The sequence below is a fragment of the Gottfriedia sp. NPDC057991 genome (genome assembly GCF_042886615.1).
Lineage (GTDB): Bacteria > Bacillota > Bacilli > Bacillales > Bacillaceae_G > Gottfriedia.
In genome coordinates, this window is sequence record NZ_JBHVQN010000002.1 from 602,712 (window position 1) to 627,218 (window position 24,507).

At 33.4% G+C, this 24,507-nt stretch carries 27 protein-coding genes; 23 read left to right on the forward strand and 4 right to left on the reverse strand.

Annotated features, from left to right (window positions below; all coding sequences use genetic code 11):
* Positions 1–22 precede the first annotated feature (22 nt).
* The 6 genes from cyoE (at position 23) to ACFVR2_RS10390 (ending at position 5,475) form a co-directional block, all read left to right on the forward strand.
* On the forward strand, positions 23–943 hold the full coding sequence (gene cyoE, locus ACFVR2_RS10365) for a heme o synthase (protein ID WP_387361368.1): 921 nt from the start codon (positions 23–25) through the stop codon (positions 941–943).
* A gap of 95 nt (positions 944–1,038) precedes the next feature.
* A complete protein-coding gene (gene coxB / locus ACFVR2_RS10370) occupies positions 1,039–2,079 on the forward strand; it encodes a cytochrome c oxidase subunit II (protein WP_387361370.1) in 1,041 nt (346 codons plus the stop codon).
* A gap of 32 nt (positions 2,080–2,111) precedes the next feature.
* Positions 2,112–3,968, forward strand: a complete 1,857-nt coding sequence (gene ctaD / locus ACFVR2_RS10375) for a cytochrome c oxidase subunit I (RefSeq protein ID WP_387361372.1) — start codon at positions 2,112–2,114, stop codon at positions 3,966–3,968.
* Positions 3,968–4,591 (forward strand): cytochrome (ubi)quinol oxidase subunit III, encoded by a 624-nt coding sequence (locus ACFVR2_RS10380; RefSeq protein ID WP_088013072.1) that lies wholly within the window; start codon positions 3,968–3,970, stop codon positions 4,589–4,591. Before ctaD ends, ACFVR2_RS10380 begins: the two co-directional genes overlap by 1 nt.
* A gap of 4 nt (positions 4,592–4,595) precedes the next feature.
* A complete protein-coding gene (gene ctaF, locus ACFVR2_RS10385) occupies positions 4,596–4,934 on the forward strand; it encodes a cytochrome c oxidase subunit IVB (protein WP_387361375.1) in 339 nt (112 codons plus the stop codon).
* Positions 4,935–5,301: 367 nt separating this feature from the next.
* Positions 5,302–5,475 carry a hypothetical protein gene (locus ACFVR2_RS10390; protein WP_387361377.1) on the forward strand — a complete coding sequence of 58 codons (174 nt, stop codon included), beginning with the start codon at positions 5,302–5,304 and terminating at the stop codon, positions 5,473–5,475.
* A 264-nt stretch (positions 5,476–5,739) separates the two neighbouring features.
* Here the strand turns inward: ACFVR2_RS10390 and ACFVR2_RS10395 are convergent, their stop codons facing one another.
* Positions 5,740–6,684 carry an EamA family transporter gene (locus ACFVR2_RS10395; protein WP_387361379.1) on the reverse strand — a complete coding sequence of 315 codons (945 nt, stop codon included), beginning with the start codon at positions 6,682–6,684 and terminating at the stop codon, positions 5,740–5,742.
* 126 nt (positions 6,685–6,810) lie between these two features.
* Here ACFVR2_RS10395 and ACFVR2_RS10400 point away from each other — a divergent pair, with 126 nt between their 5' ends.
* The 7 genes from ACFVR2_RS10400 to ACFVR2_RS10430 all read left to right on the forward strand — a co-directional run bounded on the left by ACFVR2_RS10400 (position 6,811) and on the right by ACFVR2_RS10430 (position 14,859).
* A complete protein-coding gene (locus ACFVR2_RS10400) occupies positions 6,811–7,692 on the forward strand; it encodes an AraC family transcriptional regulator (protein ID WP_387361381.1) in 882 nt (293 codons plus the stop codon).
* A gap of 67 nt (positions 7,693–7,759) precedes the next feature.
* Positions 7,760–9,448 (forward strand): sigma-54 interaction domain-containing protein, encoded by a 1,689-nt coding sequence (locus ACFVR2_RS10405; protein WP_387361383.1) that lies wholly within the window; start codon positions 7,760–7,762, stop codon positions 9,446–9,448.
* Between the two features lie 345 nt (positions 9,449–9,793).
* Positions 9,794–10,900 carry a M24 family metallopeptidase gene (locus ACFVR2_RS10410; RefSeq protein WP_387361385.1) on the forward strand — a complete coding sequence of 369 codons (1,107 nt, stop codon included), beginning with the start codon at positions 9,794–9,796 and terminating at the stop codon, positions 10,898–10,900.
* The gene (locus ACFVR2_RS10415; RefSeq protein WP_387361387.1) at positions 10,897–11,958 is read left to right on the forward strand and encodes a M24 family metallopeptidase; all 1,062 of its coding nucleotides are present in this window, start codon (positions 10,897–10,899) and stop codon (positions 11,956–11,958) included. The genes ACFVR2_RS10410 and ACFVR2_RS10415 overlap by 4 nt, the downstream gene beginning before the upstream one ends.
* A gap of 71 nt (positions 11,959–12,029) precedes the next feature.
* The gene (gene eutH / locus ACFVR2_RS10420; RefSeq protein ID WP_387361389.1) at positions 12,030–13,103 is read left to right on the forward strand and encodes an ethanolamine utilization protein EutH; all 1,074 of its coding nucleotides are present in this window, start codon (positions 12,030–12,032) and stop codon (positions 13,101–13,103) included.
* Between the two features lie 380 nt (positions 13,104–13,483).
* Positions 13,484–14,383, forward strand: coding sequence for a cytochrome c oxidase assembly factor CtaG (ctaG, locus tag ACFVR2_RS10425; protein WP_387361391.1), 900 nt, complete (start codon positions 13,484–13,486; stop codon positions 14,381–14,383).
* 11 nt (positions 14,384–14,394) lie between these two features.
* Positions 14,395–14,859 carry a DUF420 domain-containing protein gene (locus tag ACFVR2_RS10430; protein ID WP_387361393.1) on the forward strand — a complete coding sequence of 155 codons (465 nt, stop codon included), beginning with the start codon at positions 14,395–14,397 and terminating at the stop codon, positions 14,857–14,859.
* A 61-nt stretch (positions 14,860–14,920) separates the two neighbouring features.
* Here the strand turns inward: ACFVR2_RS10430 and ACFVR2_RS10435 are convergent, their stop codons facing one another.
* Positions 14,921–15,292 carry a YugN family protein gene (locus tag ACFVR2_RS10435; RefSeq protein WP_335409346.1) on the reverse strand — a complete coding sequence of 124 codons (372 nt, stop codon included), beginning with the start codon at positions 15,290–15,292 and terminating at the stop codon, positions 14,921–14,923.
* A gap of 176 nt (positions 15,293–15,468) precedes the next feature.
* Between ACFVR2_RS10435 and ACFVR2_RS10440 the strand changes: the two genes are divergently transcribed.
* The 6 genes from ACFVR2_RS10440 to ACFVR2_RS10465 all read left to right on the forward strand — a co-directional run bounded on the left by ACFVR2_RS10440 (position 15,469) and on the right by ACFVR2_RS10465 (position 19,243).
* Positions 15,469–16,512: a CAP domain-containing protein gene (locus ACFVR2_RS10440; RefSeq protein ID WP_387361395.1), complete on the forward strand. Its 1,044-nt coding sequence runs from the start codon at positions 15,469–15,471 to the stop codon at positions 16,510–16,512.
* Positions 16,513–16,627: 115 nt separating this feature from the next.
* Complete coding sequence (ylbD, locus tag ACFVR2_RS10445) at positions 16,628–17,041, forward strand: spore coat protein YlbD (protein ID WP_387361397.1); 414 nt, start codon at positions 16,628–16,630, stop codon at positions 17,039–17,041.
* A gap of 11 nt (positions 17,042–17,052) precedes the next feature.
* Entirely contained in the window at positions 17,053–17,334 is a 282-nt protein-coding gene (locus tag ACFVR2_RS10450; RefSeq protein ID WP_097975645.1) for a YlbE-like family protein, read from the forward strand.
* Between the two features lie 75 nt (positions 17,335–17,409).
* On the forward strand, positions 17,410–17,982 hold the full coding sequence (locus tag ACFVR2_RS10455; RefSeq protein ID WP_387361400.1) for a histidine phosphatase family protein: 573 nt from the start codon (positions 17,410–17,412) through the stop codon (positions 17,980–17,982).
* A gap of 61 nt (positions 17,983–18,043) precedes the next feature.
* Positions 18,044–18,499 (forward strand): YlbF/YmcA family competence regulator, encoded by a 456-nt coding sequence (locus tag ACFVR2_RS10460; protein ID WP_387361402.1) that lies wholly within the window; start codon positions 18,044–18,046, stop codon positions 18,497–18,499.
* Between the two features lie 471 nt (positions 18,500–18,970).
* The gene (locus ACFVR2_RS10465; protein WP_056468449.1) at positions 18,971–19,243 is read left to right on the forward strand and encodes a YlbG family protein; all 273 of its coding nucleotides are present in this window, start codon (positions 18,971–18,973) and stop codon (positions 19,241–19,243) included.
* A gap of 156 nt (positions 19,244–19,399) precedes the next feature.
* Here the strand turns inward: ACFVR2_RS10465 and ACFVR2_RS10470 are convergent, their stop codons facing one another.
* On the reverse strand, positions 19,400–19,789 hold the full coding sequence (locus ACFVR2_RS10470; RefSeq protein WP_387361404.1) for a DUF7147 family protein: 390 nt from the start codon (positions 19,787–19,789) through the stop codon (positions 19,400–19,402).
* A 369-nt stretch (positions 19,790–20,158) separates the two neighbouring features.
* Here ACFVR2_RS10470 and rsmD point away from each other — a divergent pair, with 369 nt between their 5' ends.
* Positions 20,159–20,716, forward strand: a complete 558-nt coding sequence (gene rsmD, locus ACFVR2_RS10475) for a 16S rRNA (guanine(966)-N(2))-methyltransferase RsmD (RefSeq protein WP_387361406.1) — start codon at positions 20,159–20,161, stop codon at positions 20,714–20,716.
* 17 nt (positions 20,717–20,733) lie between these two features.
* Positions 20,734–21,225: a pantetheine-phosphate adenylyltransferase gene (gene coaD / locus ACFVR2_RS10480; RefSeq protein ID WP_387361408.1), complete on the forward strand. Its 492-nt coding sequence runs from the start codon at positions 20,734–20,736 to the stop codon at positions 21,223–21,225.
* A 35-nt stretch (positions 21,226–21,260) separates the two neighbouring features.
* Here the strand turns inward: coaD and ylbJ are convergent, their stop codons facing one another.
* Positions 21,261–22,517, reverse strand: coding sequence for a sporulation integral membrane protein YlbJ (gene ylbJ / locus ACFVR2_RS10485; protein WP_387361410.1), 1,257 nt, complete (start codon positions 22,515–22,517; stop codon positions 21,261–21,263).
* Positions 22,518–22,657: 140 nt separating this feature from the next.
* On the opposite strand from ylbJ, the gene ACFVR2_RS10490 reads away from it, so the two are divergent.
* Together ACFVR2_RS10490 and ACFVR2_RS10495 are read left to right on the forward strand one after the other, a co-directional pair.
* Entirely contained in the window at positions 22,658–23,464 is an 807-nt protein-coding gene (locus tag ACFVR2_RS10490; RefSeq protein WP_387361412.1) for a patatin-like phospholipase family protein, read from the forward strand.
* Positions 23,439–24,464: a SepM family pheromone-processing serine protease gene (locus tag ACFVR2_RS10495; protein ID WP_387361414.1), complete on the forward strand. Its 1,026-nt coding sequence runs from the start codon at positions 23,439–23,441 to the stop codon at positions 24,462–24,464. The genes ACFVR2_RS10490 and ACFVR2_RS10495 overlap by 26 nt, the downstream gene beginning before the upstream one ends.
* Positions 24,465–24,507: the final 43 nt, after the last annotated feature.

A 24,507-nucleotide genomic window follows, 5' to 3' on the forward strand; every position in this document is an offset into this window, starting at 1 on the left:
GTAAAAAAAGAGGAGGATTGACTTGGAACAATTAGCTAATAATGTTTCTAATAACGAAGAAACTAATCATCCTTCTAGTTCACTAAAGAAAGATTTGCTTTCTTTAATGAAAATAGGGATCGTAAACTCTAATATACTGACAACTTTTACAGGTATCTGGTTAGCAATCCAAATAAATGGATTAGATATATTAGATTCTTTACCAAAAGCAATTATTACTGTAATAGGTTCATCATTAATTATTGCGGGATCATGTGTAATCAATAACTATATTGATCGTGATATTGATCCTTATATGGAGAGAACTAAAAACAGACCAACTGTAACCGGTAATATTAAACCAAGTGTTACAATTTCGATTGGTATTCTTTTATTAATTGTGGGCTTTACATTTATGGCTTTCACAACCTTAATGGCTGTTGTATATGCATTTATTGGTGCATTTACATATATCGTACTATACACTCTTTGGACGAAACGTAATTACACGTTAAACACAGTAGTAGGTAGTATATCTGGTGCAGCACCCCCATTAATTGGATGGGCAGCAATGGATGCGAATTTGCATCCAATCGCATGGATGCTGTTTTTAATCATGTTTATATGGCAACCACCTCATTTCTTAGCACTTGCGATGAGACGTTCTGAAGAATATAAAAGAGCGGGAATTCCAATGCTACCAGTGGTTTACGGATTTGAAATGACGAAACGTCAAGTGATGATCTGGGTATTATGTTTATTACCACTGCCATTTTACATGCAAGCTCTAGGTTTACCATTTATTATTTTTGCATCAATATTGAATATTGGATGGGTTATTTTAGGATTATATTGTTATAAACAAAAGGATGATCAAAAATTCTCAAAACTGATGTTTATATACTCCATTAACTATTTAACTCTTCTATTTATGTCAATGATTGTGTTTACAATTTCGTTTTAATTAGGGGTATTACGGGGGATTTTTTTATTGTTTGTTTAATCTTATTTTTAAATAAGAATGAAACACTTTAAATTGAAAGAGGGGGAAGTATACTTATGAAACATTGGCGATTAGTCTCGCTAATTTCCTTGATAGCAGTTATTTTGAGTGCATGTGGACATGCAAATCAATCTACACTGAATCCTCAAGGTGAAGTAGCAAAAATGCAATACGATCTTATGAAGCTAAGTACGTTGATCATGGTATTCGTTGTTGCTGTTGTAACAGTTCTTTTCCTTTACGTAATCGTGAAATATCGTTACCGTAAAGGTCAAGAGAATATTATTCCAAAGCAAGTAGAAGGTAATCATTTTTTAGAGCTTCTTTGGACGATTATTCCTGTTATTTTACTTATTGTTTTAGCAGTACCAACAGTATCACAAACGTTTAAGCTTTCAGATGAGAAGCAAATAGCAAAAGATGAGAAGAAAAAAGATGCAATTGTTATTAATGTAAATGCTCATCTTTTCTGGTGGGAATTTGAGTATCCAAAACAAAAATTCATTACTTCTCAAGATATGTATATCCCAGTAGGTAAAAAAGTTATCTTGAACCTAAAAGGTCAAGATATCAAACACTCATTCTGGGTACCATCATTAGCAGGTAAACTTGATACAAACGTTGAAGGCGAAAACAAAATGTGGCTTTCAGCGGATAAAGAAGGTACATATAATGGATTCTGTGCAGAGTTTTGTGGTCCTTCACATTCATTAATGCAATTTAAAGTTAAAGTTGTAAGTCAAGCCGACTACGATAAGTGGTTAGCTGATATGAAGAATCAAAAGGGTCAAGCTGTAACAGCAGATGCACAAGAAGGTGAAAAAATCTTCAAACAAAGCTGTATTGGTTGTCATGCTGCAGATGCAAATGATACAAGACCACCTGCTGCACGACTTGCTCCAAACTTAGCTAACTTCGGTGATCGTGATATGGTTGCTGGTATTGCTAAAAATAATGAAGCAAACATCAAGAAATGGTTAACAAATCCGGAAGCTATGAAGCCAGGAAACCTTATGTCAGGTAAATATGGTGACTTATCAGCTGATCAGATTGATGCATTAACTGCATACTTAACTAGCTTAAAAATTGCAAAATAAATTAATGGATATGAAGCAAAGGGGGTAATACTGTGAGTTCTGTAGCGAAAAAGAAACCACTATTGTGGGACTACTTAACGACAGTCGACCATAAGAAAATTGCCATCCTGTATTTAATTGCAGGCGGATTCTTTTTCTTAGTTGGTGGGATGGAAGCGTTATTTATTCGTATACAATTAATTAAGCCAGACAACACATTTTTAGTTGGTGATGCTTATAACCAAGTATTAACAATGCATGGTACAACAATGATTTTCTTAGCGGCGATGCCGATGATCTTTGCATTTTTTAACGCGGTAGTACCATTACAAATTGGTGCTCGTGACGTAGCTTTCCCGTTTTTAAATTCTTTAGGTTTCTGGTTATTCTTCGTTGGTGGAGTTTTCTTAAACCTAAGTTGGTTCTTAGGTGGAGCGCCTGACGCAGGTTGGACTTCATATGCGACACTAGCTCTACACAGTAAATCACATGGTGTAGACTTCTACTTATTAGGTCTACAAATTTCAGGTATTGGTACATTAGCAGGTGGTATTAACTTCCTAGCAACGATTATTAACATGCGTGCTCCGGGGTTAACATACATGCGTATGCCACTATTTACTTGGACAGTATTTGTAACATCAGCACTTATTTTATTTGCATTCCCGGCATTAACAATCGGGTTAGCGTTATTAATGTTTGACCGCCTATTTGGAACTGCATTCTTTGATGCATCTTTAGGTGGAAACTCAATGATCTTTGAACATTTATTCTGGATTTTCGGACATCCAGAGGTATACATTCTTATATTACCGGCATTTGGTATCTTCTCAGATATCATTCCAGCATTCTCTAAGAAACGTCTATTCGGTTACTCTTCAATGGTATTCGCAACAGTTTTAATTGGTTTCTTAGGATTCATGGTATGGGCTCACCATATGTTTACAGACGGTCTTGGTGCAGTAGCAAATGCAATTTTCGCTGTTGCAACAATGGCAATTGCAGTACCTACAGGGGTTAAAATCTTTAACTGGTTATTAACAATGTGGGGCGGACAAATTCGTTTTACAACACCAATGCTTTGGTCAGTTGCTTTTATTCCATCATTCGTTCTAGGTGGGGTAACTGGTATTATGAACGCTGCAGCTCCTGCTGACTATCAATTCCATGATAGTTATTTCGTAGTAGCTCACTTCCACTACGTAATCGTTGGTGGGGTAGTATTTGGTCTATTTGCCGGTGCACATTACTGGTGGCCAAAAATGTTTGGTAAAATCTTAAATGAAACATTAGGTAAAATTACATTCGTATTATTCTTTATTGGTTTCCATTTAACATTCTTTATCCAACATTTCTTAGGTTTAATGGGTATGCCTCGTCGTTACTTTACATATTTACCAGGACAAGGCTTAGATACTGGTAACATGATCAGCTCAATCGGAGCAATGTTCATGGGTCTAGCTACAATCGTTATGTTAATTAATGTCGTTTATACAGCAATTAAAGGTAAGAAAGCTGCTGGAGATGCATGGGGTGTAGGTCGTACACTTGAGTGGTCAATTCCTTCTCCTGCACCAGAATATAACTTTGCTCAAATTCCATATGTACGTGGATTAGACGCTCTATGGGTAGAAAAAATGGAAGGAGACGGCAAAATGACACCTGCTGAACCACTAGGTGATATTCATATGCCAAACTCATCTATTTTACCATTTGTTATGTCAGTGGGCTTATTTATTGCAGCATTCGGAGCATTGTATAATGACCAACTTAAGAACCACACAGCAGTTGGTGTATTAATTCTTGGTTTAGTTATTACATTCGGTTCAATGTTCTTACGTTCTTGGATTGATGATCATGGGTTCCATATCCATAAAGAAGACATAGCTGATGAGGGGGTTGAGGCATAATGGAAATGAATCAAAAATTTACAGCTGAAACGTTTCCTCATAACCCTGAAAAAGCTACAGAAGAAGGTAAAAATAAGTTCTTAGCATTCTGGCTGTTTCTTGGTGGAGAAACTGTATTATTCGCATCATTATTTGGTACTTTCTTAGCTTTAAGAAACTCTACTGCTGGTGGAGCAAGTGCTGCAGAAATGTTCGAACCAAAATTAGTTTTCATTGCTACAATGTTACTTTTAACATCTTCTCTTACAAGTGTTTATGCAATGTACCACATGAAAAACTTTGAACACAAAAAGATGATGCTTTGGCTAGGAATTACAGTTTTATTAGGTCTAGGATTTTTATTATTAGAAATTTACGAATTTAGACACTATATGCACGAATATCATTTTACAATTAAGAGTAGTGCATTTGGTTCTTCATTCTATACATTAGTAGGTACTCATGGTGCCCACGTATTTGTTGGTTTACTATGGATCACTACTTTAATGCTTCGAAATGGTGGTAGAGGTTTAAATTTATACAACGCTCCGAAGTTTTATGTTGCAAGTTTATACTGGCACTTCATCGACGTAGTATGGATTTTCATCTTTACAGTAGTATACTTAATGGGAATGGTGGGATAAGAAAATGGGTACAAATACAAACTCTCATCAAAGAAATCAAGTTGAAATAAAGTATCACAGACGTAAACATGCAGAAGAAATGAAACAACAATTAATTTCTTTCGCGTTAATGATCATTTTAACACTTGCATCATTCGCAGCAGTATTATACAAAGATAAAATGGATCCATACTTTACAGTACCATTTATTTTATTACTTGCTGTAGTACAACTAGTGTTCCAACTTTATTACTTCATGCACATGAAAAATAAAGGTCACAGCACACAAGCGTTCTTCCTATATTCAGGACTTACAGTTGCTGTAATTACACTATTAACATTCTTAACATTAATCTGGTTATGATGAAAAAAGGAAGTGAATTTTATTCACTTCCTTTTTTTATGCCCGTTTATGTAGATTGTTGATATTTTATGGAACTATAGTTTAAATATGGTAATTCATTAACTCAAATTACTAAGGGAGACCTCCAAAATTGTTATACGGGTTTACTCTAGATAAGGAATATAATGCAATTGGCTGTTTTTCTTGTACAACTAAAGTATCTGTTCCTTTCATAACAACTTTGAACCATTCATGCTCCCAATACTACTTTCAGGTATTTTGGTTGTATAAGAATGATTAGTAGAAGGAAACTATAAAGCCGAAATAATTTTAGAATAAGTATTTAATCGGTTTTGGATGATAAGTAAAATGGAAAGGAAGATTAAACGTGGACATGGACATTCCTAAAGATGATGATATTGAAATAGAAGAAAAAGTAGAGCTAAGTGGGAGTATAGATAAATTAACAGAGCATCAAATTTGGGGTGCACAAGGTTTTATGGATATTCCAGATCAAAGTAAAACGTACAGGAAAAGATATTTAGGAAACCGATATCAATAACTCGAGAAATCGTTGACCGAGAAAAGAGTGCAAGTTTCAAAAACAGGCAAGGAAAAAATAATCTTGTATTTAAAGTGATTTTTTTATTTATACCCAGAATTATTTCCGTTCACCAAAGATCTTCATGAATAAATATTGATACATAACAAGCGCATGCGTTATTGAAGATCATTTTAATCTTTAAGCAATTAACGCAATACTTTATTTCAAAATTTAGGAGCTGATTGATTAATCAGCTCCTATTTCACATTTCAAAAAAGCAATTCAACTAACTCTAAGAGGTTCTTTATTATTAGGAGGCTGGCTAGTTTTTGAGGCATACTCTTTGTTCAAAGCCAACACTAATATCATTCCGATGATACAAACTGTACCAAGCCATTGGAAAAAACCAAAAGGTTCTTTTAACCAAAATATTGTTGTTAAGACGGCAGCTAGTGGCTCTATGCTTCCTAGCAGACTTGATTCTTTAGGCGGCAGACTTTGCAAACTCTCTATATAGAACGAAAATGCAATCATGGTACCAAATATGATAATAAAGACTAGATATAAAATGGCTTCAAGCGTTAAGTTTTTATTGTCCATTTGCCAAGGCGGATGGATAAAACTTAATACTAAGCCACCGATAATCATAGCCCATCCGACAATGACAAGTGAGTCGTATTGCTTAAGTAATGGTACGGCAAATAAAGTATAAAATGCTAAAGCTACTCCGGATAATCCCCCCCAAGCGATTGCTGGTGCAGGCACAGATAATTGTGAGATTGAGCCGTTTGTTAATAAGAAAAAACTTCCAATTAAAGCTAAAGAAACAGTTAACAAATCTCTTCGTGTTAGCGCGGCTTGTTTACGGAAACTTAAATATACGATTATCATTACAGGTGCTAAATACTGTAATAGTGTTGCAACAGCTGCGTTTCCATGTTCGATAGAAGCCATATATGTGTATTGAACTGCTAGCATCCCCAGTACCCCGAAGATAATCAATTGAACCGCAGTCCTTCCAGTTTTCCAAACCCCAAGAATCTGAGAACGGTCTTTTCTGAAATATTGAATGGCTAATAGTAAAAATCCAGCTATAAGCAATCGGATTGTAACCAGCCAATCTACATCGATTTGATACTGTTGAAAAAGTTTTTTTGCGACTGTACCACCAATCCCCCAAAAAACTGCTCCCGTGATAACAAGAAATATTCCCTTTCGTCTATTCATGATTTTAGTCTCCACCTTCAAATAAAAAAATAGTGTTATAATATTTTAAATGATAAGTGGAAAAACGCTAAAATAATACTCAAATTGAATGGGAAAATGTAAGGATATTGAGGTGGTAATGGGTATATGCAAATTAAAAATTTTATGTTAGATAAAAGCTTAAAAGAATTAACTAAACATCATACTGTTGTTTTACCAATTGCCTGCTATGAAACAACGATTAAGCAAAACATAAATGGTTATATACCACTTCATTGGCATGATGAATTTCAATTTGTTCACGTTGCTAAAGGAGAAGCAATTTTTCAAATAAATGAAGAAAAAATTCTTATATCAGAAGGGCAAGGGCTTTTTATAAATAGTGGCTGCCTACATATGGCAAAAGATCGGAACGATTCAGACTGTGCCTATATTTGTTTAAATGTTTCACCAAGTTTCGTTTTATCCCAAGAACTTTATACAACCTTTGTAAAGCCTTATTATCAGGCGACCAATATACCCTATTTATTTTTAAATTCAAAGGAGCTATGGGCCAATAGCATTTTAAGCTATATTTTGAAAATCAATCAGATGATCAAACAAAAATCACCATTCTATGAAATCGACGTAAGCTTACAGCTAACATTAATATGGAAGAATTTAATAATGAACGGGATTGAATTAGAGTATGAACAGTCAGTAGTAGTAAAGAGTAAGCGCATGAAGCAAATGTTAAATTGGATCCACTTACATTATTCTGAGAAAATACTATTAGACGACATTGCAAGAGTTGGTCAATTAAGTCGATCTGAGTGCTGTCGATATTTCAAACGGATGTTAAAAACTACACCTTTAAACTATGTAACCGATTATCGAATACAAAAAAGTTTAATACTACTACAACAACCGGAATCGAATGTCACTGATGTTGCCTATCAAGTTGGATTTAACAGCACAAGCTACTTTATTGATAAATTCCGAAAGTCGATGAACTTGACACCATTAGCTTACAAAAAACGAAAACTATAATCATGACACAAACTCGTCGGAATGATAGAGTAATATAAAAAAAAGACAATTAGGTGGTGGTTTTTTCATGAAACATCTTCTTCCTAGAATGGAAGATTTGTTGCAAACAAATTTTTCTTTGCACTCTGATATGGATGTCAATATTAAAGCAGCGTATATATTTAAACAGCATCATAGTGAAGTCTGGATGTTAACGATCAATGAATATCTTTATTTTAAGAGCAAAAATATCAATGAATTTTATTGGAAAAAAGCGGGTGTTTCCAATGAAAAAGCTGTTATTCAAGACGTGATTCAAGAAGTGCAAACATCAGATGTTGTAGTCATCATGGATGGAGAAGGAAAAATCAAGGGCTACATCAATTCTGCTGTTTTAGTTTCGAAAGTGTTTGAATCTTATCAATATTTAGAGGCCTATTTTCGAACGATGATTGATACAATGGATGGATCAGTCTCGATTGTAGATGAAGTCGGAAAAACAGTGGTTTGGACTCATGGTGCTGAAAGGATCTTTTCGATTCCTAAAGAAGAAATTATTGGGAATAAAATGGAAGAGTTTTTTCCAAAAGATATGTTATTAAATAAAGTTACAATGGATACAGGTCAATCTTTTCGTCATAAGCACCATAAACCACGTGAGGATCTCTTTGTCATGATTAATAGCAGTCCAATCTTCATCAATGATCGAATTGTAGGTGCAGTAGCTGCTGAAACAGATATTACGAGTCAAGTGATAATGAATCAAGAACTTATGAATGCATCCTCCAAAATTCTTCAATTGGAGAAGGAGGTTTCAAGACTGCAATTGTCACATGATTCTTTTCAACAAATTAAAGGTTCGAGTCAATTAATGAAAGAAACAGTTTCGTTATCGAGGAAAATGTCTGAAACGAGTGCGAATATTTTATTGCTCGGTGAAACTGGGGTTGGAAAAGAAGTCTTTGCAAAAGCCATACATTTTTATCGTGGATCATCTTCTCCATTTATAGCTGTAAACTGTGGTGCGATTACACCATCATTGTTTGAGAGTGAATTTTTTGGCTATGAAAAAGGAGCTTTTTCTGGTGCAGATGTAAAAGGTAAAAAAGGAAAACTAGAGTTGGCGCATGGAGGAACACTTTTTCTGGATGAAATTGGTGACTTACCGTTAGATATGCAAGTGAAGTTACTTAGAGTATTGCAAGATAAAACGTATTACCGCGTTGGTGGTACAAAGCAGCTAACAGCTCAATGCCGAATCATTGCTGCTACAAATAAAGATTTGGAAGCAATGGTTGAAGCTAATACATTTCGAGAAGACCTTTATTATCGTCTTAACATTTTATCTATTACGATTCCCCCATTGCGAGAACGAAAAGAAGACGTAATGGAGCTCCTTCATCAATTTATCTATGAGTTTTCATTACTATATCATCGAACGATTAAAATCGTTGACCCTCAGGTAACTTCCGCCTTATTACAATACGATTGGCCTGGAAATGTGAGAGAGATGAGGAATGTAATAGAACGATTGGTATTACTATCCGGAGAAGGAACCATCTCGATCGGAGCCTTACCGCCAAAGATGTTACAATCTACATTGTTATCGACTAGATACGATGATTCCTTACAAGACGATCTAAATGATTTTGAAAAAAATAAAATCATTGAAGCCATTCAAACAGAGAAAGGGAACAAGCAAGCAGCAGCAAAAAAATTAGGAATATCTCGAGCTACTTTATACAATAAAATGAAAAAATTAAAGATTGAGCTTTAAAAACAAAAAGCCTTTACGACTAAATTAGTCCAGACGAGCGTAAGAAACTCCTGGGCTGATTTAGAACCTAGCAATCAAATGGTTACGCAAATTATCTCCCATTACTGAAAGAATTTCTACTAAGGTCCGTAAGTGAGCAACCTTAAATAAAGGCCACTTATGGGATATTCCACCTTCTGTCAAACCGCTTTTGTCTAATTTTTTAGACACTAAACGCAAAATAGTGTCTAAAAATATTTACACTGTTTCCTAAACAATCTTCTACATAATAGTTTTTAAAAATGGCACAGAACTTGCAACAATACTTCATGTCTGATTTAACCATACATTAAAGGGGAAATGAACATGAATAATCGAATGCAAGAATTACAAACATTTTTACAACAACAAAGTATTCCAGGCGGTTTGGTCACTTCACGCCAAAATATTTTTTATTTATCGAATTTTGATTACAATCCGCACGAACGATTTGTAGGTATTTTTGTCTTCCCGAATGACGAACCCGTTTTTATTACACCAGCAATGGAAGTTCAAATGATAAAGGAAGCAGGTTGGAAACATCCAATCCTAAGTTACACAGATTCCGATCACCCGTGGGCACTTGTTGGTCACTTGATTGAAAGCAGAAACAAAATGAAACAATTTGCAGTTGAAAAACATGATATCTCCTATTTTTACATTGAAAGTCTGCAACAGATTTTTGGTGAAGTAGAGTTTGCATCACTAGATTCTATACTTACTGAAATGCGACTAGTAAAAGATGCTGATGAAATTGAAATATTACGTGAAGCCGCCGCTTTTGCTGATTACGGAGTTCAAGTTGGTATTGACGCATTAAAAGAAGGAATCACAGAGCTTGAAGTATTAGGGAAAATTGAATTTGAATTAAAGAAAAAAGGGATTAAAGAAATGTCATTCCCTCCTATTGTATTGTTTGGCCAAAATGCAAGTAACCCACATGGAGCATCATGTGACAATAAGTTAAAAAAAGGAGATACTGCCCTATTTGATTTAGGTGTGAAATATAAGGGATATTGCTCTGATATCACAAGAACAGTCATTTATGGTAATCCCAATGGCGAACTCGTTAAAATCTACAATACCGTGTTACAGGCCAATCTGGCTGGTGTGGAAGCTTCTCAACCTGGAACAAGAATTGGTGATGTTGACCTCTCAGGTAGACGCGTCATTCAAGCAGCTGGCTACGGTGATTTTTTTCCACATCGAATCGGTCATGGTCTAGGAATTGAAATACACGAGGCACCTTCTATTAATGATGGTAATGAGGGCTTACTGAAATCAGGAATGGTCATCACTATTGAACCTGGCATTTATATCAATAGCTTCGGTGGTGTACGCATTGAAGACGATGTGGTCATTACGGATAATGGGTATGAAGTATTAACGAAGTTTCCAAAAGAATTAATGATTGTAGGAGCTGAACGAAATTGAACCGAATCGAAAAAATACAGAAACAGCTTTTGGAGAACAATGTCGACGCAATATTGATTACAAAGAGTGAAAATCGTAGATATATGACAGGTTTTACAGGATCAGCTGGGATGGTACTAATTTCAAAAAATGCTGCTATCTTTATCACCGACTTCCGCTATGCAGAACAGGCTCAAAATGAAGTGAAAGACGCTAAGATTATCGTCCATAACGGTAATATTGAAAAAGAAGTTTCAAATGAAGTCGACTGTCAAGGTCTTAAAAAGGTCGCTGTTGAGGCAAATGCCATGACATTAAATACGTTCTCAAAACTACAAGAGTATGGAAATATACAATGGATTCAATTGGAAAATATCGTTGAAAAGGTTAGAGAAATCAAAGAGCCAATAGAATTAGAATTCATGAGAACGGCAGCTAAAATCGCAGATAAGGCGTTTGATTATATTTTGAATATTATTAAACCAGGGGTTACGGAAATAGAAATCCGTAATGAACTGGAATTCTATATGCGAAAGCTTGGTGCAACCGGATCATCTTTTAATACTATTATTGCTTCTGGAAAGAGGGCTGCCCTACCGCATGGAGTGGCTTCCGAAAAAGTGATTGAGCATGGTGACATGGTAACCCTTGATTTTGGTGCATTGTACAAAGGTTATTGCTCAGATATTACGAGAACAATCGCCGTTGGGAGCTGTTCGGATGAGTTCCACAACATTTATCACATCGTATTAGAAGCTCTAAAACGTGGAACGGAAGGAATTCAATCAGGTGAAAAAATGAAAACGATCGATGATTTAACGAGAGACTATATTACAGAAAAAGGATTCGGAAATCGTTTTGGACATTCAACAGGTCATGGGTTAGGTATGGAGGTTCACGAACCAATCCGGCTTTCTGACAAAAGTGTAGAAATTCTTCAAACTGGAATGGTTGTTACCGTCGAACCAGGAATTTATATCCCAGGATGGGGTGGCTGCCGGATTGAAGATGATATTGTAGTAAAAGAGAATGGTTATGAAATCATTACCCATTCTGATAAGCACTTAATTATCTTATAAAAAATATTGAAAAGGTCATCTAATGGATTTTTAAAAAGATGACCTTTCTTTTGAATTGGGGCGTATTCGATATGAATGAAATCATCTTATATATCATGACAGGATTTATGGTTCTAGGGGCAATCGATTATCTGATAGGCAATCGGTATGGAGTCGGACAAAAATTTAAAGAAGCCTTCCAATCCATGGGGCCACTTGCCCTTTCAATGGTTGGTATGATTTCACTATCTCCTGTATTAGCAAAATGGTTAACACCGATTGTATCCCCTGTCTACCAATTTCTCGGAGCAGATCCATCGATGTTTTCATCCACGTTTTTAGCCCTTGACATGGGAGGATACTCATTAGCAAATGAAATGGCTCAATCGAGTGATGCTGCTTTGTTTTCTTGGGTGTTTTTAGGAACAATGATGGGGCCAACTATTGTTTTTACGATTCCGGTTGCTTTAAGCATCGTTCATAAAGATGACCATCCCTTTTTTGCTAAAGGAATTTTAATTGGGCTAATGACTATTCCATTTGGATGCTTAGCAGGAGGATTTGTTGCAGGATTTGGCTTTATATGGATGCTGAAAAATTTGATTCCTTCTATTCTGATTTCTGTCTTGATTGGCATTGGAATGCTATCGGCTCAATCGGTGATGATTCGTGGTTTTAAATGGTTTGGAAAAGGAATTGAAATCGTTATTATCATTGGTCTTGTCTCGATGATCATTAAAACTTTAACGGGTATCGTTATTATTCCAGGTATGATGCCGCTTTCTGAAGGCTTTGAAACAGTTGGAAAAATAACCATCATACTTGCTGGTGCATTTCCTTTTGTTTTTGTGTTAGTAAAAATATTAAAGAAGCCTCTTGCAATACTTGGAAGTAAGCTAGGTATGAATCAACAAGCATTAGGTGGATTCATTGCCTCCTTCGCCCATCACATTCCTATGTTTGCGACATTGCATGAGATGGATGACCGTGGGAAAGTCATAAATACCGCATTTGCCGTAAGCGGCGCATTTGTTTTTGGCAGTCACTTAGGGTTTGTTGCGGGTGTGGAGAAGAATTTTGTTATACCACTGATTGTCGGCAAACTGACCGCTGGGTTTTTGGCTGCTGCATTGGCTTTGCTAGTGTCAAAACGTGAAACCAAATGAATTATTAATAATAGAGAAGTAGATTGGAACTTTAAGGGCTCACCTACAATGGGAAAAGCAAGATGCCGTAAGACCCCACAGAGAGTGACACCTCAGATTTTCATTCACTATAAATACCAATCATTTAAAAATGAATAACGTTTTCAAATCGTATTTTAATTTGAATAAACCGTTATTACTGTTATATAATTTAGTAGTATAATAGTTTGGATAATTTCATTAAATATTATATGATAGAAGTAATGTTTAAATTTTTTTTGTCTTTGTGAAGTTTTTGTTTATAGTTCTTAAATCTACAATCTATTTACATAGTCCAATATTAATTTAAGCATTAGGTAAAAATAATAAGTGTTAATAGAATAATTAAAGGGTGTGCATTCATGATTAGCTTAGGGATGTTCGGGTTTAAAGCACTTTGGAGTCCATATTTATTGGTGTTTTTAGTTTTAGTCATTTTAGGTTATTTTTACATAATTAATAAGTATAAAGATAAAAACCATGTTACTGAGACTAAACAAAAGGTGTTTTTTGTAATTGGAATTTTGTTAGTTTACACCGCACAAGGCAGTCCAATCGATTTAATTGGTCATATTATTTTTAGTGCACATATGACTGAAATGGCAGTTTTATACTTAGTTGCACCGATCTTTCTTATTAATGGAATTCCAAATTGGTTATGGAGAAACATACTGAAACCAAAAGTCGTTAATTCGTTTTTTACTTTTGCTACTAAACCATTAATTGCTTTACTTATTTTTAATGTTGTATTTTCGATTTACCATTATCCATTAGTATTTGATACTGTAAAAACGAATAATGTCTATCATTTCTTATTTACAAATATATTATTTTTCATGGCAGTATTTATGTGGTTTCCAGTTATTAATAACTTACCTGAGAGACAAACTCTTTCTGATATTCAAAAGATTGGTTATATGTTTGGAAATGGTATTTTATTAACACCAGCATGTGCACTTATTATTTTTGCAGGACATCCATTTTACGCGACTTATAATGATCCAGTGTTATGGAGTAAAGCAATGGAACTGTGCGTATCACCAGATTTATTAAAATCACTAAATATTTCAGGTCCAGAAGTATTTAACTTTATGTCAGCAAGGGAAGATCAGCAGGTTGGCGGAGTTATCATGAAAATTATCCAGGAAATAGTTTATGGATCTGTTATTGGTTATAATTTTTTCAAATGGGCTAAAAGAGAACAAAATGGAAATAAAATTGATCCAATCAGTAGTAATCCGTTATTGCTTAAAAAAACGTAGGGGTGGAAATTTTGAATTCGTTACCAATTTTACCAACAATAAGTACAAGCTTTATTGTCATTAGTGCCATATTAGTTGCAATCGGCTGGTATCTTATTGCAAAAAGAAATATAGAGGGACATAAGAAAGTTATGTTCTTTGCAGGAGTCTTTGCGCTCTCGTTTTTCATTGTATACGCAACTAGAACAATCTTTATAGGAAATACTTCTTTTGGAGGACCAAAAAGTTTAAAGTTGTATTATCATATATTTTTGTTTTTCCATATATTCTTAGCTACAACTGGCGGAGTATTTGGTCTAGTATCAATAATTTCAGGATTTAAAAACAAATTAAAACTACACAAAAAAATTGGACCGATTACTAGTATTATTTGGTTTTTTACTGCAATTACAGGTGTATTCGTTTATTGTTTATTATACGTTTTCTACAAAGGTGGAGACACTACTTCAGTTATTAAAGCTGTTTTAGGATTTTAAGTAAAAAATAAAAGAGTGAGTAAAAGAAGTTGTACTTCTTTTTACTCACTCTTTTTAATAATTATAGAATAATGAACTTGCTTACTAGAGAAATTTGCTCTTCAGCTTTTTTAAGTAAGTCTTTACTTTTATCAACGATACTTTCTGGGAAGTTTTCGCCTTCACCGTACTCTACACCGTGAGGATAATAGTATTTACCTAAAAGTGGAGTAAGTAATTGGATTTTACCTTTACTTGACTCTACATGTCCTTCTACTGCGAAACCTTGAACACGTAAGTAGTAGATTTCATTACGTTGTTCAAATTTATAATCGTAAGTTACTCTTTCGTAATCCCATTGACCAGCAAGGACAAAGCCTAATTCTTCCATGATTTCAGTTAATAAATTTACATTTAATACATGATTTTCTAAATTTGTATTCTCAAATTTCATGTTATTACCCCCTAAATTACTTAGAAAAAATCCCTATTAATATAATATTATCTATGACAATATTTAGCAATGAAAAGCTGATAAATGTATTTTAACTAATTTATATATTTTTTTGAATAATTTGGCTACAATGGATATATAAACATAGAGTTAACAATTGGGAAGGGAAGATTTAAATGGAAAAGCTTATAAAACTTTTCTTTTTTACAATAAGTTTTATAACAGTTTTTATGTTCAGTCCACTAATTAAAGATTGGATCACCAATATTTCATCGTTTAAACAATATCAAAAAGTAGAAGAAGTGAATAGGCCAATGATCGAAAATGCAAGTACTGAAAAGGTTACATACTCCGTTTCTCAGTATATTGGTAAAAGTGAACAGGAAATTTTAAAAACCTTTGGTAAACCGTCAAGAAAAGTTCCTTCTCAATATGACTACGATTGGCTTGTTTATGATAAGGATGCTACAAAGTATACTCAATTTGGTGTACTAAATGGCAAAGTTGTAACAATTTTTGTTGCTGGAAATAAAGTTGATATAGCTCCATTTGTGATGGGGAGCCACTATGAAGAAACAATGGATAATGTAACTCTACATGATAAAGTATCATTTTCGATATTAAGTAATCAATACACATTTAAATTATCGACAACTGATTTACACGAACGTCCACTTGTTTCATTAAATAATTGTTTTGCTCAACTTTATTTTGACCGTTTTACCGGAAGTTTATTAGGTGTTCGATATTTATCACCAGAAACTTTAGTTAAGCAAAAACCGTACGAGCTAATTTATAGTGGGAATTTAATAAATGCAAAAAAATTAAATACATTACAAGAAGCAATTGTAGACCGTGAAGAAGAAAGACAGATATTTAATTTAACGAATGTTTACCGTAAAAGAATGAATTTAAGTACTTTAAATTGGAATGCTGATGCTGCTAAAGTAGCTTTAGGACATAGTAAAGATATGGTTCAAAATAAATATTTTGATCACTATTCTAATTTATATGGTAGTCTAGCTGATCGTTTAAATGATGCAAATGTTCCATACAGAATCGCTGGCGAAAATATTTCGGCTAATTATGTAGATGGTATAGCATCTGTATACGGATGGATTAATAGTAAAGGTCACCGAGTAAATATGTATAAAAAAGAATATACCACACTTGGAGTTGGAGCCTTTAATAAATATTACACCCAAAATTTTATAAAATAATGGCGAAATCAAGCAAAAGCGAAAGTTTGTGCTTGATTTTTTTATTTCCATACAAGCACAAAATTATTCGAAAGACATAATTTTGTAGTAAATGCTTTTAATTGGAGTGATATGAATGGGAAATGAAAATAGTCGTCCATCTATCGAACAATTTAGGCAATTCGTTATGGAACACCCAAAACTTCGTGAGGAAGTAAAAACGGGTAAAAAAACATGGCAACAATATTTTGAAGATTGGTATTACAAAGGTCAAGACCACGAAATGTGGGATGAATACAGAAATGACACTAATACAAAGTCTCAAAAGAAAACTGCCAAAACGGAACAATCAGAAGAAGGATATGTTGGAAAAGTAATTTCTTTTGTAAAAAATTTAGATCCAGATCAAATTCAAGGGCATTTAACAAATGTAAACTCTACTTTAACCAATATTCAACAGCTTATATCACAATTTAAATCTCCAGCTACTTCAACGAATCAAAGAGAAGAAAAGCCGGTGTCACAACAATTTAATTTTAGACAGGATTGAGGAGATCTAAATTGAGAAAAGATGTTTTGGAATTTCTACAGAGTGAAGAAGATTATTTAAAATTTTTAAGACAACAACCAAAATGGTATCGTAAACTTTCTAGAAATCCTGAGCTTACTGATGAGTTTAGACTGGCTTCCCTTGAGTTTTTTGGTAAAACTATTCCACAACGAGTTGATAAATTGTCAAATCAAGTTCAAATGGCATCGTTTATGATTGACATGTTCCATGTATTAAAGGATCAACAAAGCACTAGTAGTGAATCCTCTGATACTGAATCAAAGGAAGATTAAAAAAGGATAATAATTTAATCTGTCATAACTTTTTGCTACAATGAAGAAAGTAATTTTTAAAAAGGAGTAGTAGTTATGACAGAAATTTGTTTAGTAAGACATGGACAAACTGATTGGAATTTTAACAATATAATTCAAGGTAGAGAAGATATTCCTTTAAATACGATAGGTAAACAACAGGCGAATGATAGTGCATTGTTTTTAAGTGATCAAAAGTGGGATCGGGTTATTACAAGTCCATTAGTTAGGGCGAGACAAACTGCGCAGGCAATTGCAGATTTTTCTAAAATTGATGAAATTATAGAGGATGAACGATTTCTAGAAAGAGAATTTGGTGCGGCTAGTGGAAAACCTATTTCTGATGTTCATGAAAACATTTATAATAATAATGTAGAAGGAATGGAAACAAATGAAGAATTAATTGATCGAGCTTTTAGTGCATTAAAAGACATTGCTCAAAATTATGAAGGTAAACGAATTGTAATTGTTGCACATTCTCATACGATTAAGGCAATTCTACATGCGATTGATCCTGAGAAAGTTAATTTTAGGACAAAATTAAAAAATGCTTGTGCAAACTTTATTGAATTTAAAGATGGTAAATGGAAGATAAATGAATTTAATATTTCTGATCATATAAAAGCTTAGGACAAGTTCTTTTATTTACCGAATTAAATGTGGTATAGTTTATTCTTGGAGGTGTAAGGAAATGTATGCAACAATGGAAACCTTGCAACTTATAACAGTCTCAGAAGAACTTGCTTCAATGATCGTGCAATCGGATGTTGCAGATCAGTATCGAACTTCATATATTGCATTAATTAATGATAAAACTGCTCAAGAAATTATTAGCCGTTTTACGAAGACGAAGGATTTATATGAGGATGTTCAGCGATTTGGAAAATATCATCCAGATTATAAAGAAATTCGAAAAAAAATGAGTGAAGTTAAAAGAGAACTTCAATTAAACGATACAATCGCTGCTTTTAAGCAAGCGGAAGATCAGGTCCAATTACTTTTAGATGAGACTAGCTATTTAATGGCTCAAGCTGTTTCGCCTTCAGTGAAAGTTCCAGCGGGTAATCCATTCTTCGTAAATACAGGTGGAGGATGTAGTACTGGTGGATGTGGCACAGGTGGTAAGTGTGGATGTAAAACGAGGTAATAGATCATATTTAAAGGCTCATTATTTAATAATGAGTCTTTTTTTAATAAAATTCATTTTCTGAACCTAGTACAGTTAGCGCAATTATTTCCACAACAAAACATTTTTTTATTCGGAACGTAAAATCGATGTTTAAATACGAAATTACTTTTTTCATTACGAATAAATTCAACTCGGTAAATTAGTTTAAACTGTTCAGTAATGGTTTTAGAGCATTCAATCAGGAGTTTTTTGATCGCCTCTTCGTTCTGTTGACGATCTGTCTGGATATATAGGAAATTGGCACCGCAAATTTGTTTGTTTGAAAAATGATTAATTTGTTTATAATTTGAAATACAGTTAAAAAATTGTTCCCAAACATCATCTAACATAATTTTCAATCCTTTCTAAAAACTATTTATGAAAGTTTCATTGCAAAAGAAATTTGGGATATGATATTCTATTTCTAACGGATTTTTAAAGGAGAAAGCTATGTTCGTGCAAAGACAAGGTATTATTATTTATTTACAATCATTAAAACAAGCAAAAATGTTACGTAAATTTGGAAATATTCACTTTGTCTCTAAACGTTTGAAATACGTAGTCCTATACTGCAATATGGATGATATAGATCGAACAATAGAGAGATTGAAAAAATTTCATTTTGTAAAACGAATCGAATTGTCATATAAACCTTTTATTAAGACTGAATACGAAAATGCAAAACCAGACGAAGCAAAGGAATATGATTATCAAGTAGATTAAAAACGATTGAATGGCTAATTAATTTAGAAGGGGTAACCTATCTGAATTAAAAACCGTTCAATCGTTTTTCTTGTGGTATGGTTGAGAGGGAAGGGGATAGGGAAAAACTATCCCTTTGTTTTCTTTTTACTTTATGAGTAAGATTAGGAAATATAGTTATTTCATTGGTGGAATTAAATGATTTAAGCGTAAAATTCCGATAATATATTGGTGAAATAAATCGTTTTCATAAAATGAGCTTGAATGTCTTATTTGTAATGTGATGATTTCTTTGTTTAAAGTTGTAGCTAATTCTTCAAATAATACTTCACGTTTTGTAACTGAATCTTTTTTTAATGTAATTCCTTCTCTACAATAATATATTGGCTGGAATTCGCCAATAGAAGTAGGGCTTAATATAATAGCAAAAGAACAGCAGTTTGAGCCTTTATTTTCAGATGTTAATTTAAGTAAAAATTTAACTCTATCTTTTTGCGATTTAGCAATTTCAAATAGTTCATATAAATCTGAGTATCCTTCTCCAATTTCAATCATGCGTTGGATCATGAGTGTTCCCCCTTAAAACGTAAATACTTTACGAGTATTTCAAAAAAAAGTATGGTAATAAATGCAACATTTATTCTACAGGATAAAAGCATAAAAAAAAACCCCGCATTTGCAGGGCCCCTCTTATTAAAGTGTAATCACTTAAAAGAAGGCAAAGGGAGAGGAGAAACCGGAGGAAGAACTTATGGGGAAACGTAAGTCTTCTCCGCGGTTGGCAACAACATCAACTGAGATGTTGTTAAAATTAATTATTTCCAAAGTGGATGATTTTATACATTAGTAGCAGAATATGGAAAGAAATGTTTTTGTTTTAGTGAAATTATGATAGGATATTTTCGTAAATTGAAATATATAGTAGGTGTGAATTAAATGAGAGTAGTGTCAGGAAAAAATAAAGGATTAAGTTTAAAGGCAGTACCTGGAATGAGTACTAGACCGACAACTGATAAAGTAAAAGAAGCAATGTTTAATATAATTGGACCATACTTTGAAGGTGGTATTGTATTAGATTTATTCGGTGGTAGTGGTGGGCTATCAATTGAGGCTTTAAGTAGAGGGATTGAAAAAGCGATTATAGTAGATCGTGAAATGAAGGCGATTAAGACGATTAAAGAAAACTTAGCAACATGTAATCTAACTGATTATGCTGAAGTATATCGAAATGACGCTGAGAGAGCTGTTAAAGCGATTATTAAAAGAGAGATCCAATTTGATTTAATTATTTTAGATCCTCCTTATAAAAAGCAACAAATCGTATCCTTAATTGAAACTTTTGATGAAAAAAATCTACTTGCATCAGATGGAACAATTTTAGTAGAACATGCTACTGATGTCGAATTACCTGAAAAAATAGGGGAATTTGTACGAACAAAAGCAGAAAAATATGGAATTTGTGGCGTATCTGTGTATCATATTGGTATGGAGTAATTTTTAGGGGGTACAAAATGAAACGTATTGCTGTTTGTCCTGGAAGTTTTGATCCAATTACTTTAGGGCATTTAGATATTATTAAACGTGGAGCAAGAGTGTTTGATGAAGTAATTGTTGTCGTATTAAATAACTCGGCCAAAAATTCTTTATTTACTTTAGAGGAAAGAAAAGAATTAATTACGGAAACTATTAGTGCAATTCCAAATGTACGCGTTGATTCATTTAGTGGTCTATTAATGGATTATGCGAAAAAAATTAACGCTTCTGCAATATTAAGAGGCCTAAGAGCAGTATCAGACTTTGAATATGAAATGCAAATTACAGCAATGAACAAAAAATTAGTAGATGAAATTGACACGTTTTTTGTTATGACAAATAATCAATATTCATTCTTAAGTTCTTCAATTGTAAAAGAAGTCGCGAAATATGGTGGAAATGTAAAAGATTTAGTACCAGATTGTGTAAATAACGCATTAACGGAAAAATTTTTGAAACCTCAAGTTTAATTTAAACTGAGGTTTCTTTTTTATATACGGAAGGTTTAAGAAGATAACTTTTTTGTATACAGTTTATAAATCAAGATGATTACATAAATGTAAAGAGAAATTAATGTTATGAATGAACCTGTTGAAACCAATGATTCGAGGTTTAACTGTTTCTCTGTAAAAATCTTTATAACAGGTAAAGTATTATTAGTAACATTAGAAGTTAACTGGTTAAGATATAGTGGCTTCCAAAAGATAATTGCTAAAATAGGCGCGATTCCAGATTGCAATAAACGACCGATTAAATAAGGTTTAATACTTAATTTCACTTCAGAAATAATACTTGCTACTTGAGCTTGTATTGAAAAACCACCAAACCCTAAAATAAAGCTAGTTAAAGCCACTTGCTGCAATAATGTACTATTGCCTAGTTCACTAACTAATTTAGATCCTAAAGTAATTTCAAATAATCCAGATAAAAAAGGTGTAGATAAATTGTGATTAACATTTAAATTTGAAAAGCAATATGCAATTATTTTTCCAACATTAGATATAAATCCAATTTCAATTAAAAGCATATTAAGTACAGAAAAAACGATAATAAATCCACCAATCATTAATAATGTCTGTACGGAAGAAGCTATTGCGTCCCCTAATATTTTACCAATCGGTCTTCTTTCGCTTAATCGTTTTTCATGCATAACTTTAAATGCGTATTTAAAGCGGTTTGAATGGATTCTTTCTCTACGAGAGTAGTTAGGTTGGTTTCTTCCATAAAACCTCATAATGAGGCCTACAATAGCGTTAGATAAATAATGACTGAGTGCAAGTACGATCCCGACTTTTGCGTTATGAAAAAAACCAACAGATATTGCAACAAAAATAAACAATGGATTAGACGAATTTGTAAATGAATTAAGTCGTTCGGCTTCTAATTTTGTTAATTCCCCATCTTTATAAAGTTTAGCAGAAAATTTTGCACCTGATGGAAATCCTGATGCCATCCCCATAGCCCAAACGAATGCCCCAACACCCGGTACTCTAAATAAAGGTCTCATAACTGGCTCTAAAAATACACCAATAAATTGAACGATTCCAAAGCAAATTAGAAGTTCGCTTAAAATGAAAAAAGGAAGGAGCGAAGGAAATACGATTCCCCACCACATATTTAATCCTCTAATTGAACCTTTAAATGCTACCTCTGGATGCAAAATAATTGTTGATGTCAGAAATATGAGTATTAAAAAAATTAGTAAGGTAATGAAATAATTTTTTCTCACATATAAACCTCCAAAGATAAACTTAAAAAACATATAGATTTTTGTCTAATTGTAGTAAGACCATTGAGTAAGAAATAAGATAGTAATATATGTATAAAAAAAACTTGTACAATTAAATATACGTTGTTGGAATTCAATTTTAGACCAAAGAGTTTAATTGGAGGGGAAACAACTTGGAACCGAAAATTGGTTTAGCATTAGGTTCAGGTGGTGCAAGAGGATTTGCTCATGTTGGTGTAATTTCTGTTTTAAAAAAGCATAATATTTCTATAGATCTGATTGCAGGAAGTAGTATAGGTGCTTTAGTTGCTGTTTTATACGGTGCTGGAGCGGATGTGGATCGTCTATATAAAATTGCAAAAGTATTTCAATCTAAATACTATATTGACTATGTTGTTCCAAAAATGGGTTTAATTTCTGGGAACAGAGTTAAAGAATTAATTAAAGTACTATCATTTGGTAGAAAGCTTGAAGAATTAGATTTGCCAGTGTCGGTAATTGCTACTGATTTATTAACAGGAGAAAAAATTGTATTTCAAAAGGGAGATATTGCTACTGCAGTCCGAGGGAGTATTTCAATACCGGGAATTTTTGTACCAGAAACATGGAATGGAAGACTTTTAGTTGATGGTGGAGTCATCGATCGTATCCCTGTATCAGTTGTAAAAGAGATGGGGGCGGATTTTATAATTGGAGTAGATGCCTCTCCGATTCAAGTTAGTGGTGAAGTTTCGACGATCTATGACGTGATTATGCAAAGTATTGAAATAATGCAGCACGAGCTCGTTAGAAATAGAGAAATTGCATCTAATGTTATGATAAGACCTAAATTAGACCATGTTAATTCTAGAAACTTTACTAACCTTGAAAATGTTATCAAAATAGGTGAAGAAGCTACAGAAAAATTAATACCAGAGATTCTTGAAAAGATTGAGCAATGGAAGGAGAAAAATAGTGATAAAAAGGATCAGAATTCTTAATGTACTATTAGTACTTGGTATTACGCTAATTCTTTTATATTTCATTCCATTACCATACTATGTTACAAAACCAGGCTTAGCCGAACCATTAAGGCCATATGTAAAAGTTGAAGGAGCAAAAAAAGATAAAGGCGAATTTATGCTGACGACCGTAGCGATGGGAAAGGCAAATATCTACTCATATATTGCTACGAAAATTAATGACAATTACCATCTATACAAAATAGATGAAATAAAAGTAAAAGGTGAAAGTGATGTGGATTATCAATTCCGCCAATTAAGATACATGGAAGAGTCAAAGCAAGCTGCGATTTTAAACGCATATAAGCAAGCTGAAAAATCTTATAAAGTAACGGAAAATGGAATAGTAGTCGTATCTGTTTTAAAGGATATGCCAGCCCATAACGTATTAATGCTAGGTGACGTCATTACTAAAATCGATGGGAAAGAAATTCGTACATTAAATGATTTTACCAATACAATAAAAAATAGAAAACCTGGTACAAATTTTAACTTAGAAGTAAGTAGAAAAGGAAAAATTAAAAACTTTAATATTAAAACAGAAGCTTTTAAAGATGAACCTAATCGTGCTGGAATTGGTGTTTCTATTGCAGAAAATTTAAATCTAACTACAAATCCAAAAGTTAAAATAAATTCAGAAGAGATAGGTGGACCTTCAGCGGGGCTTATGTTTGCACTAGAAATTTATGATCAATTAAAAGAGGAAAATTTAGCAAAAGGTCATGAAATAGCTGGTACTGGAACAATTGATCTAAATGGAGTTGTTGGTCCGATTGGAGGAATATCTCAAAAAATAATTGCAGCATCTGATTCGGGGGCAGAGATTTTCTTTGCACCAAATGAGAACGGTAAAAAGAATTCAAATTATAATGAGGCTGTAAAAAGTGCGAAAAAACATGACTTGAAAATGAAAATAATACCAATTGATACATATGACCAAGCAATCAATTATCTTGAAAAGTTAAAGACAAAAAAATAATGATTAAAATGGGCACATGATAAAAATGGCAGGATATAGGGGG